Origin of the sequence: Flavobacterium sp. Sd200 (genome assembly GCF_009826935.1) — a bacterium.
Taxonomy (GTDB): domain Bacteria; phylum Bacteroidota; class Bacteroidia; order Flavobacteriales; family Flavobacteriaceae; genus Flavobacterium.
This window is the reverse complement of record NZ_WUMN01000005.1, coordinates 39888-52835: the sequence shown is the minus strand read 5'-3', so window position 1 is coordinate 52835 and position 12948 is coordinate 39888. Positions and strand designations below refer to the sequence as shown.

General features: G+C 41.1%; 7 protein-coding genes. 5 read left to right on the top strand and 2 right to left on the bottom strand.

From position 1 onward, the window contains the following. Positions 1-6: 6 nt before the first annotated feature. Positions 7-1020, top strand: coding sequence for a pectinesterase family protein (locus GR160_RS13930; RefSeq protein WP_160750499.1), 1014 nt, complete (start codon positions 7-9; stop codon positions 1018-1020). Between the two features lie 39 nt (positions 1021-1059). Next, a complete protein-coding gene (locus tag GR160_RS13925; RefSeq protein WP_160750498.1) occupies positions 1060-2046 on the top strand; it encodes a pectinesterase family protein in 987 nt (328 codons plus the stop codon). A 524-nt stretch (positions 2047-2570) separates the two neighbouring features. On the opposite strand, the gene GR160_RS13920 is transcribed toward GR160_RS13925, so the two are convergent. Next, positions 2571-3554 carry an AraC family transcriptional regulator gene (locus GR160_RS13920; protein ID WP_160750497.1) on the bottom strand — a complete coding sequence of 328 codons (984 nt, stop codon included), beginning with the start codon at positions 3552-3554 and terminating at the stop codon, positions 2571-2573. Positions 3555-3749: 195 nt separating this feature from the next. Between GR160_RS13920 and GR160_RS13915 the strand changes: the two genes are divergently transcribed. The 3 genes from GR160_RS13915 (at position 3750) to GR160_RS13905 (ending at position 11837) form a co-directional block, all read left to right on the top strand. Beyond that, positions 3750-5705 carry a GEVED domain-containing protein gene (locus GR160_RS13915; protein ID WP_160750496.1) on the top strand — a complete coding sequence of 652 codons (1956 nt, stop codon included), beginning with the start codon at positions 3750-3752 and terminating at the stop codon, positions 5703-5705. A 73-nt stretch (positions 5706-5778) separates the two neighbouring features. Then, positions 5779-8679, top strand: a complete 2901-nt coding sequence (locus tag GR160_RS13910) for a gliding motility-associated C-terminal domain-containing protein (protein WP_160750495.1) — start codon at positions 5779-5781, stop codon at positions 8677-8679. After that, on the top strand, positions 8679-11837 hold the full coding sequence (locus GR160_RS13905) for a T9SS type B sorting domain-containing protein (RefSeq protein ID WP_160750494.1): 3159 nt from the start codon (positions 8679-8681) through the stop codon (positions 11835-11837). Before GR160_RS13910 ends, GR160_RS13905 begins: the two co-directional genes overlap by 1 nt. Before the next feature lie 511 nt (positions 11838-12348). Here the strand turns inward: GR160_RS13905 and GR160_RS13900 are convergent. Beyond that, on the bottom strand, positions 12349-12945 hold the full coding sequence (locus tag GR160_RS13900) for an N-acetylmuramoyl-L-alanine amidase (protein ID WP_160750493.1): 597 nt from the start codon (positions 12943-12945) through the stop codon (positions 12349-12351). Positions 12946-12948 lie beyond the last annotated feature (3 nt).

Sequence of the window (12948 nt, the reverse complement as noted above, 5' to 3'; positions counted from 1 at the left end):
GAAGTGATGAATAAAATATTGAGTAAAGTACTGCTTAAGGTAGCGATTTTATCGGTTTTCGTTTTTTTAACAAATTGTTCTGTTACTGATAAATCAGTTAAAAATCAAAATACTGAAGCCAAATTGTATGATATTGTTGTAGCAAAAGATGGAACAGGTAATTACAAAACCGTTCAGGAAGCTGTAAATTCAGTACCCTCTTTGAAAATGACCGAGACCAAAATTTTTATTAAAGGTGGAACTTACAAAGAAAAATTAGAGATACCGAAGGATAAAAATAATGTTACTTTAATAGGAGAAAATACAGAAAAGGTTATCCTGACTTATGATGATTATGCTTCAAAAAAAAATAGTGAAGGACAAAATATAGGAACTTCAGGGTCGGCAAGTTTTATTGTTACTGCAAATAATTTTACTGCAAAAAGCATTACGTTCGAAAACGCATCAGGCCCGGTTGGTCAGGCAGTAGCGGTAAGAATTGATGGCGATAAGGTAGTTTTTGACAATTGCAGGTTTTTAGGTTTTCAGGATACATTGTATCCTCGCGAGGCTACAAGCAGGCAATATTATAAAAATTGCTATATAGAAGGAACTGTCGATTTTATTTTTGGGGCATCAACGGCCGTTTTTGACCAATGTGAAATTTTTGCAAAAGCCGATGGAGGTTATCTAACTGCGGCCAGTACCCCGGAAAAAAATCAGTACGGGTTTGTGTTTCTGAACTGTAAACTAACAACTGATTCGGCTGCTAATTCCTATTACTTAGGCAGGCCTTGGAGGAATTATGCCAAGACAGTTTTTATAAAATGCAACATAGGTGCACATATAAAACCAGAAGGCTGGCACAACTGGGATAAACGGGAAGCCGAGTCAACTACATTTTATGCTGAATATTTGTCTGAAGGTATGGGGAGAAATACCGACTCTCGTGTAAGTTGGTCGCGTCAGCTTACCCAGGAACAATTTACAAAAGACTATACGCTTAAAGCCATTTTTAAAGACTGGACTCCGGTATTGTAAAAGATATATACCGTTCAATCGTAAAAAATAAATATCCAAATGAGAAAATTCACTGTTTTACAATATCTTCTAATACTGTTTTTGTTTACGCAAAACTTTATTGCCCAAACATCTAACCCAGAAAAATACAAATATAATTTTGTTGTAGCCAAAGACGGTACAGGCGATTTTAAATATATTCAGGATGCTATAAATGCCATGCGTGTTTTTCCGTTGCAGCCTATTAGTTTATATATTAAGAATGGGGTTTATAACGAAAAGATAGAATTATCTGCCAATAATACCGATGTTATTTTTATTGGAGAAAGTGCAGACAAGACCATTATAACCTATAATGATTATTCCGGCAGAGGAAAAATGGGAACCTTTGATTCTTTTACAGCAAGAATTTCAGGAAATAGATTCAGAGCAGAGAATATTACTTTCGAAAATTCTGCGGGTAGGGTAGGTCAGGCTGTTGCATTATATGTTGATGCAGATAAGGCTGTTTTTAAGAACTGCAAATTTTTAGGAAATCAGGATACAGTTTATTGTGGCGGAGAAAATTCAAGGCAGCTTTTTACAGATTGCTATATAGAGGGAACTACTGATTTTATTTTTGGGCCCGCTACAGCAGTATTTAAAAACTGTGTGATTCTATGTAAAGCCAATTCATATATAACAGCCCCTAATACTCCAAAAGACAAAGATTTTGGATTTGTTTTTCTTGATTGCAAAGTTTTTGTCACTTCTGAAGTTGATAAAATGTATTTAGGAAGACCGTGGCGGGCATGGGCAAAATCAGTATTTATAAAATGTGAACTTCCAAAACAAATTGCTCCCGAAGCGTGGGATAACTGGGGCAATGCTGAAAATGAAAAAACAACTTTTTTTGCTGAATACGAATGTAATGGAGAGGGTTTTAAGCCGAAAGAAAGGGCATCATGGACACATCAATTAAAAACATCCGAGATTGAAAAGTACACACTTAAAAATATTTTAGGAAGTAATTCAAAGTCAATAAAAAAAGAATGGTATGATTTGTAATTTTATCATTTTGTTCTATGTTTCCCTTTTTGTAGGCAAAGTATAAAATACTAATCTATAATCTTATGTTTCTAACAGTTGATAAACTGAGAGTGGTTAAAATATCATCAATCCGCATCAGCTGTAAGTAATGTGACCAGCTTAATTGAAAGCTATTATGGATTATATCAACGTTTTCGAATTCCGCAGACACTGTCTGCGGAATTGATTTTTACAAATAAAAGCTCCCTCTTTTTTTAAAGGTTACGTTGCGAAAAGCCTTTTTCTTAAATGGACAATCAGCTTTTTAGATAGTTCAGTAATTAATTGTTTACGTAAGTTGCCTTTCTTTGTGGCTTCTTGCTTCATGACGTAAAAGATAAAGGCTTTTAATCGGGGGTAGCAGGATTATCAATCTATTTTTTATATTACTGAATAACTGTTTGTTACAGATTTGTTTTTTCAAAAGGGTAGCCGAAAGGATCTCATTTTTTATGAAACTCTTTGCACGGTTACTTACAAATGAATTCCTTATTATACAGTTACTAATTTTCCCTCATTTTTTTAGGGGTTAACCCATATTTTTGCTTGTAGGCTTTAATAAATGAAGGTATGTAGGCATAACCACAATATTCGGCAATTTCTGCAATGCTCATTTGGGAGTCAAAAAGCATTTCGCGTGCTTTTTGCATGCGCAGTTCGTGCAGGTAGCCAAATACTGTATTTCCAAAAAGTTCTTTAAACCCTTTTTTTAGCTTATAATCATTTAGCCCGGTTTTATGGGCAAGTTCTAATAGCGGGTAGGGATGTGTGATATTTTGTTCAATAATTTTTTTTGCCTGAAAAAGCTTGTCTATATCATAATCCTTTACAAAAGAATATTCCTTTCTTTCTACAGATTCTTCATATTGTTCAAACTGATACTGCAATAGCTTTAAAATATTTGCTTCAAGGTGCAGTTGTTTTATAATGCCGGTCCTTTCACAATGTACAATGTCATTAAGGATGCCAAGCATTTTTGGTGTTGTAGCAGCAGGTGTGGGGTTTAAAGCCGCAAAGCGCCGATTGTTGAGGTTGGTTGCAAAATTGTGGAACAAAGGTGCATTTATGGGTATGAGCCGTTTAAAATATCCTTCGTTAAACTGTATTTGCAGGCTTATATTTTCCTCATCATTGGCCTCGGGCTCAATATAAAATTCAGGGTCAGGTATATAAAATAAGTTTTGATGCCCGTGCGGAATACAAAACCTCCTGTTGCTTTGGGAAAAAAACATCTGCCGGCTGCCTTTAAACGAAAAATACATTTCAATATAAGGGTTGCTGCTTTGCATTTTAACAGGTATGGGCTTTTTAAATCGCAGTTTTCCATACAGCAGCCTTACGCCGCTAAAGCTTATTTTTTTAAATGCCGTCTCCCCAAAATCATAAGAAAACAATATTTCCTTTTGCTTTACGGTGGCAGTGTTTTCAGTATCGTTATCAATATTGGTACGGCATACTATTTCTTCTGAAAGGTAGAACATTTCCATAAATTAAAATAATCCGTTTAGCATAATATTAAAATCCGTTTGGCACTACTTTAAGTGTTTTTAGTCACAGAAATTTGCGCAAATCTAATTAATTGTTATTTAGACTAATTATTAATAATTGTTATAAAAATATTTTCCAGGGTTTAATAACAAAATTATACCGGAGTGTTAGTTAATGTTTTAAAATAGGTTATGATGAAAAAAAATTACACAAAAAGAAGAATTATTGCAAAAACATGGTGCGTTGGACTCTTCTTTGCAATTGGTTTAAAAGTGAGCGCACAGGATTGTGCTGCCCCTCAAAACCTAACCACAGCGAATCTTGGGGTTAGCCACGCCGAAATTCTTTGGCAGGATGCTGAAGGGTTGCCTGCGAATGGTTACGAATGGCAAATTAAACTTGCCGGCAGCCAGGAAGTACTGCAAACCGGTACTGCAGCAAATGCAATATTGCTTGTTACACAACTACAGCCCGAGACAGAATATGACGTTGAAATAAGGGCACTATGCTCTGAAACGCTATATAGCGGTTGGGTTGTGCAAAACATAACTACATTACCACTTGTTTCCAGCCGTGAAGGACAGATAGGAGTGGGCGCCAGTGCCAATATTTGGTTTGATGCCTGCTATTCGCCTATAATGTATGCAGGGATTGCCGAAAGGAGCGGTTCCGTTTCTAATATTTTGTTTACTGCTGCCGAAATGCAGGGAATAAACATTCCTGCCGGGGCGGTAATTACAAGTGTTGCCTTCGAAAAAATCAATGCGGCCTACGGAGGCGATGAATTTCCCGACTTAAGGTTAAGGATGTTTGCAAGGAACTCTGAAACTACGGCACCACTTAGCACCCAGACTACTTTTGCAAATATTTTGGAAAGCCATACAGAAGTTATGGATAACCCGGCTTATGATCTGCCTGCAACCATTGGATGGATCGATTTTGCTTTTGATGAGCCGTTTGAATATACAGGCCAGGGTTTGGAACTGGCTACAGCCATGTATCAAAATGCCCAAAGAATGTTTAACACGCATGTAATATGGCAGTACACATCCGGTTATAGTGATTATATAATAGGTTCATGGCCTATCCTGACGGTGCCAATGAGCGAAAACCTGGTGCTGAGCCACGCAAGTTATAAAAACCGCCCTAATATTAAAATTTTCTACAACGTACCTAACGCTGTAACTGCAATTGATGTGGCTACCTCTAACAATGCGGCTGCCGAAATTACTGAAAATCAAGGTGCGCTACAGTTAACATCGTCTATACTTCCGGCATACGTAAGCCAGGCAACGGTATGGCAAATAGTTTCGGGGGCAGAATTTGCCACCCTGAGCCAAAACGGCGTGCTTTCGGCCTTTGCAAATGGTACAGTAACCGTAAGGGCAATAGCCGCAGACGATAGTGAGCTGTATGATGAAATTACAATATCTATTACAAACCAACGACCATGCGATGTAAGCTTTCCGGGCAGCGCAGAGCCTATAACCCTTGTACAGTTTGCAGGTATAGACAATGCCTCCGCTGCAACAATTGGCGATGAAACGCCGCAGTATGAAAATTTCGACAATATTACTGCACAGGTGGCTTTGGGGCAGCAATATCCTATTACCGTAAAGGGAAACACAAACGGCAATTTTGTGCATCACGTTACGGCCTATGTAGACTGGAATAGGAACAACAATTTTGAAGACGAAGGCGAGCAATACACAATTGGTACAATTGAAGATTCTACAGGAGAAGATGAAATAACCGTTGCCGGAAACATAACCGTTCCACAGGATGCCCCACTTGGGCTTACCAAAATAAGAATACTTAAGAAGTTTAATACCGAGGCACCTTCATGCAATACCGTGGGCTACGGCCAGGCAGAAGACTACAGCATAAATGTAAACAGTGAAATAGCTTCGGTGGGCGGATTTAAAAATACAGGCATTACAATTTACCCTAACCCTACCGAGGGCCTGATAACCCTACAACACTCAGGCCAACAAATAAAATTTGCCGAAGTATATAACTCCCTTGGGCAGCCTGTTTTAAAAACAACCACACAGCAGCTCAACCTGTCTCAGTTGCAAAACGGCATTTATATTTTAAAAGTACACCTAAACACAGGAGAGACGCAAAGCTTTAAAATAATTAAAAAATAACATATTCTACTATTCGGAAAGTGCCTTGATACATCAGGGCATTTTCCTTTATGCAAACGCTATCTATCCTGCCATGAAAATTATAAAACTATTATGTGTTGTATTGGTAACTTTATGCTGTATCAATACACACGCACAGTATGCTGTACAGCACCATATTGCACCCTCTCCGTGGCAGTACTGGAGCGATGCGAACGAAATTGTGGTTACAACACAGGAACAGGGTACGGTAACGGCTGTTTTGTACAAAAGCAACGGCGCGGAGATTACAACACTTAGCCTAACGGCTACACAGCCTGCGGTGTACAGGTTTAGCGGAATTGCAGGCATAGTGCCCAAAAACTGGCCCAACACGCTTTATAACGACAGGGGGCTTATTGTAAGTGCTACGGCACGCGTATCGGTTAGCATGCGCAATGTAGCCTCAGATGCCAATAGTGCTACCGGCAACGATAGTGGCGACTTTATAAAAGGCAACGCTGCCATGCTTAGCTATGGTAATGAAGGCTTAGGTACAGCATTTTTTTTAGGGTATTACCGATCAGATTTTAGAGGATTATCAGGCGGTGCGCCGCTGTACAGTGTTATGGCAACACAAAATAATACACAGGTGCAGTTAAACAACGTTGCCCTGATTACACTTAATGCAGGGCAAAGCTACCTTTTTAATGCGCCCATGGGCAGCAGCCTTACGGCCAATAACCCAATAGTGGCAAATGCAGGTGCTTATGCAGACAGCCCGGTAGTGTGTTCAGATGGGGTTGGCACGCAAATACTGCCTGTGCAAAGCTTAGGGAAACAATATATAATTGTTAGGGGTACAGGTGGTGGTGGCACTGCTGCTAACGGCCCAGAGCAAAGTACCATTATAGCATCGCAGGCAGGAACAACAGTGCTGCTTACGCACAATAATGCCGATGGCACGGTTATGGGTACCACCACACACACACTTGCCAACAGCGGCGATTATATTACTTTTCAAAACGGAGACGATGCAACGCAATACTCAACATCGCATATAATTTCTAACAAGCCGGTAATTGTGTATGCCGGGGTTGCAAGCGGTTGCGAAGTAGACACTTATGTGGCTTTACCTGTAGGAGATTGCACAGGTGCGAATTCGTTTACACTTCATCGTTTTACTGATTATAATAATGCAGGACTTGAAGCTTTTGGCTATATAATTACAGAAAGTCCTACAGAACCTGTTTTAATTAATGGCACCGATATAGAAACTACTACAGCGGCCTTTAGGGTGCGCATAGGCAACACGGGCTACTATCTTATACGCTTTAGTACAACTATACTGAATAACGCGGCCGACTATGTTTTTACATCTAATGCAAAAATCAATGCGGCAATTATAGAAAGCGGGGCATCCCATTCAATGATAAATTTATTTACCCATTTTAATTTACCTCCGCCATTGCCCGTTATTACAAATACAGCAGGCTGCGATACAGTAATAAATGCCACACCGGGGTTGGAACCTTATCAATGGTATTTAGACGGTGTGGCCATAGTGGGTGCCACCGCCCAACAATACACACCTGCAGTCAGCGGAAATTATTCGGTTACAACTACTTTGCCCTGCGGCATTACCAGCCCTTCTGCCCGGGTTGCCGTAACCGTGTGCAGCAACCTCCAGGTGGTTAAAGAAATTACAGGGGTTACGAACGGACAGATAACCTTTAGGATTACAGCCACAAACCTTGGCCCTTATACTGATGCGCAGGCCACTGTGACCGACCTTCTGCCATCGGGCTACACCTATACATCTGCAACTGCCCAAACAGGTAGTTATAGTTCAGCTACAGGTATATGGAACATTGGCAGCCTTGCTGTTAACACCCCTGTAACTTTAGAAATAACGGCCGTGGTTAACCCAACGGGCAACCATACTAATACCGCTACAATTACCGGAGCTAATAATGATACGGATTTAACCAATAACACCTCATCCGTCACGCCAAATGCCAAACTTTATTTAAGCAAATTGGCACAAAACGCTGTTTATTATAATGAGGGCGACATAATACAATACAACCTCACCCTTACCAATACAGGCAATGTACCCGTTTACAATATAGTTATTGCCGACAGCAATGCAAATCCGGGCAGTATATCTCCTTCTCAGGTTGCAAGCCTCTTGCCAGGGCAAAGTGTAACTGCAACGGCTGCCCACACCATAACGGCAGCAGATGTTGCGGCAGGTAGGGTGGTTAACCAGGCTACGGTTATTGGCGAGAGCTATAACCAGATATTTGTAAGGGCAAATTCAGATGATCCTTCTACACCTGCAGTTAACGATAGGACTGTTACACCTATAGTTTCCCGGGCCGACCTTAGCATTACCAAGACCAATAATCAGGATACATACATCCCTGGCAGCACAACAACGTACACCATTACAGTTACCAACAATGGCCCATCTGACGCAAGCCGGGTGCAGGTGCAGGATTTAATGCCGCAGGGAATAACCACTATGAGCTGGACCATTGGCAACGAGCCGGAGGTTTTAGGTGAATTAGATGACATTATACCCTTGTTGCGTAATGGGCAGAGCATAACATATACTGTAATGGTAAGCATCCCTGCAAGCTCCGAAAGTAGCCTGGTTAATACAGCAACCGTAAGCAGTGCTACGAGCGATGCAGAAACTGCAAACAACCAGTCTACCGATACCGATGTTATTTGCCCTACATGCCTGTTTGATAAAATACCCAAAGGCATATCGCCAAACGGCGACGCATTCAACAACTTTTTTGATCTTAGCAGGCAGCCTGCCATTAACAAATTAGAAATTTTTAACCGTTACGGACTGAAGGTTTATGATAGGGCGAACTACGTTAAAGAATGGGACGGGCGGGACAGCAGCGGCAAAGAGCTTCCAACAGGCACTTACTATTATGTAATTTACTTTAAAGAAACTAACCCCAAAACAGGCTGGGTTTATATAAACAGGCAGGAATAATGAAAAAACTTTGTTTGCTGTGGGGCATATTCATTTTGTGTTTGCCTGCAGGGCAGGTTTATGCACAGGCAGGCAGCACTGCCGAAATATGCACCAACGGTATAGATGACGACGGCGATGGCTACACCGACCTTAATGATCCTGACTGTATTTGCAACCAGCCACAGGTGGCCTCTTTACTGCCCAACCATTCTTTTGAAGGATACACAGCCTGCCCGGACTACCTGAGCCAGATGCATCTTGCGGCTCCATGGGTACAGGCTACTGTAGGCAACACATCATCTGCCACCACAGATTATTTTAATACCTGCGGGTATTTAGGCGCATCGGCATCTGTGGTACCTTTCCCCGCTGGTAATGGTATAGCGGGAATTATTGTAGAAAACGGCTATAAAGAATATTTTGGCACCTGCCTGCCTGAGGCATTGCGCGCTGGTACACAGTACAGGCTTACGTTTAATGTGGCATCTGTAAAAGTTGGCCCTCCGGGCTGTGATTCTGATGTAAGTATTTATCAGCCTTTGGCCTTAACGCTTTTTGGTACCGTAAACTGCAACGCTCTTCCGGCACAAAATACTACTGATGCCCCTACAGACGACCCAAACTGGAAAGTTCTCGGCAGTGCTTTGTACACCCCGGCATCGCAATGGGGGCTTGTTACCCTAACCTTTACGCCTGAAACCGATATTGGGGCCATTATATTGGGTGCCCCCGAAGTTTTGCCTGACGGTTACCCTGTTTGGCATCCCGATGACATGGTAAGCTGCTACCCTTATTTTTTCTTTGACAACCTTATACTGAATTCAAACCTGGAGTTTGGCTTAGATATAGTGAAGGCAGGCTCGCTATGCAGCAATGACCTTGAGTTGCTTGCGCAGCCATCTCAGCCCCTGAGCAGCACAGCACAATACCAATGGTATAAAAACGGCGTAGCCATTATTGGAGCTACACAAAATACTTATAGGGTAGGGCAGGGAAGCAGTGCTTATGGTACTTATGCACTAAGGATAACAGATGGGGCTGGTTGTTATATTGCCTATGCCGAAATAAATTCTGATATAAATGCTCCCCAAGCCTTTACAGTTCCTGTATGTGTTCCGGGCACAGGGGCTATTACAGTAAATACACCCGCACCCTTTTACAGTTTTGACAACGGTATTACATGGACAGATAACCATACAGCGCATAATCTCCTGCCCGGATTTTACAGTGTAAGGATAAAAAATGCAGAGGGTTGTGTTTCATATCCGGCTTATGTAGAAGTTACAGAATTTACATTGGCGGCACCTGCGTTTGCGGTTCGGCAGCCACAGGATTGTGCTAATGGAGGAAGTATTACAATTACCACTACCGCACAGCAATATAGCTTTGATAATGGGTTTACCTGGCAGGATGGCCCCATGTTGTCAGGAATTACCGGAGGCTATTTTAATCTAAGGATAAAAAATCAGGATGGCTGTATATCGCTTCCTGTTTTTGTGCATATAAACAATTTTTTCAGTCCGGCACCCGATTACAGAGCAGTACAGCCCAATTGCACCACCGATGGCAGCCTTACCATAATAACCCATGCAACCCAGTACAGTTTTGATGGTGGCAGGACCTGGCAGGACAGCCCCACCTTAGAAAATCTTGGAATAGGTTATTATGAAATGGTAGTTAAAGATACCAATGGATGCACCTCCTACCCATCATTTGAATTTATCGCCCCTGCCGAAACATTACCCAATGCACCGATAGCATCGGTGCAGCAGCCTTCTTCCTGCCTGTCTCAAACGGGCATTATAACAATGGTCACCCCGGCAGCCCAGTATAGCTTTGATAATGGACTAACCTGGGGGGCAGGCAATACATCTGGGCCACTACCGCCGGGAATTTATAGGGTAAAAATAAAAAACGCGGCAGGTTGCCAGTCTCCAGATGCTGTTGTAACGATAAACACTGCGCCCGGAATGCCACAAATTCCTCAGCTAAATGTTTTACAACCAGGGTGTAATGTGCGTTTTGGGATAATTACTGTAACCACTGTCTCGGCTTTATATAGTTTTGACGGCGGCACAACCTGGAGCACCCAAAGTTTTAAAGATAACCTTTTGCCAGGCACGTACCTTGTCAGTACAAAAAATAATTTAGGTTGCGAATCTGAAGTTGTTGAAGTTGTAATAAACGCAGCAACAATTACGTCGCCGCCTTTGGTATCACCCTTAAGCTACTGTGAAAACGCCTTTGCTTTACCTTTAACCGCAGTTGGGGATAATCTGCTATGGTATACAATGCAAACCGGTGGCACGGGCAGTGCAGTCGCGCCTGTTCCCGATACATCTGTTTTAGGCGAAACCGTATTTTATGTAAGTCAAACCATTAATGGATGCGAGAGCCAACGTATTCCTGTAGAGATTACCATTAGTCCAATGCCACCTGCACCCACAGTAGTGTCGCGATTATCTTACTGCCAGTATAGCACTACTTTGCCCCTTACAGCAACGGGCAGTAATTTGTTATGGTATGAAGTGCAAACAGGGGGTACACCATCGTCAGTGGCGCCCATACCGCAAATTACTCTCCCGGGCATGAAAACATTTTATGTAAGCCAAACCATTAATGGTTGCGAAAGCATTAGGGCGGCCATACAGGTAAGCGTTACAGGCCAGCCAGCCCCACCAGGTGTAGTTTCGCCTGTTGTTTATAATCAGGGAGATGAAGCACAGCCTTTAACGGCTATGGGCAGCAGTTTAACATGGTACAGCAGTAATAATGTAGTTTTAGCATTAACCCCGGTGCCTAAAACCAATGCTGTGGGCAAAGTGGCATATTATGTGTCTCAAACCATTAATGGCTGCGAAAGCAGCCTGACCGAAATTTTGGTTGAAGTACTGCCCCTGCCATTACCATTTGACTATCCTAAGTTTTTTACCCCTAATGAAGATGGTATAAATGACTACTGGAATATTTATGACCTGCGAAAAGACAGGACAGCGTTAATTTATATTTTTGACAGGTATGGTAAATTAATTACCTCGGTAAAGCCTTATGAAAAAGGCTGGGATGGTACATACAACGGGCATGAACTCCCCGCTACAGATTATTGGTTTATGCTGCTTTACACCCAAAATGATCTTCAGCACGAATTTAGGTCGCATTTTTCATTGTTAAGGTAGCCAAGTACTGATCAACCTTGATTTAGGGTGTAAACTATAACTATTTTTAAACCTGTTTTTGTGAATGTTTTTTTGGCAATCAAAAAGGGCTCACGCAATTGCTCATATTCAGATTGATATTCTTTGGTATTTAGTGACATGAAATAAAAACAAAAAACCCGCAAATAGTAATTATTTGCGGGTTTTTGATTGATGTTGAGAGATTTTATCCAAGTAGACAGGATTATTCACTACTTCATTATACCGTTTATCAACTATGTGTTACAAATGCGTATTGCAAAATAGGTAGCCAAAAAGATCTCATTTTTATGAAACCTTTTTGACTATATGTATTTTTCGCTAAAATCCGCTTCAGTCAATTTACTTGTATGGTACAAATGTACTTTTTTAGGTAATCATATAATACACAAACGGTACTTAGCTCTAGGTGGGACTTTTATAAAAAACTTTCCAATCATAATCTTTATTTTAACAGACTTAATACTTAGTTGTTTTACAATAAAATTAGTATCTAAAATAGCTCTTCCTTTATAGCAATAATACTTTTGACATGATAGTCTATAATGCGTTTCCGGCCAATATTGGTCATCAGCAGGTTTTTGCATTCCTCCTCATTATCCATAAAAAAATTCTCTGTTAATACAGCTGGCATCGATGTGTTTTTCAGTACATAAAAATTACTTTCTTTATCCGGATCTCCGTCTGAGTTGTCTGCCCGGAATACCCTGTCCGGAAAAACTTCTTTATAAACCCGTGCAAATATGGTTGCCACCAAGTCGCTTTTTGTTTGCCCTTTAGTAGTAAAAATTTCGCTGCCTTTACCGCCCCCGGCATTTGAGTGGATACTGATATAAACAGATGGCATGTTTGCATACGCATTTGCGCGCTTTACACGTTCTTCCAACGTTACATCTGTATATTCAGGGGCTATATTTACATAAGGTATTTTAAGGGCGGTTAGCTGTTCTATGATACCATTTACTATAGCCCTGTTAAACTCACCCTCAAATAACTGGGTTCCATCCTGCCATATAGGGCTTCTTTTACCTGGAGTTTGGTAGGTACCATTAATTAATCCACCATGACCGTTATCTAATAGAACTATCATAAT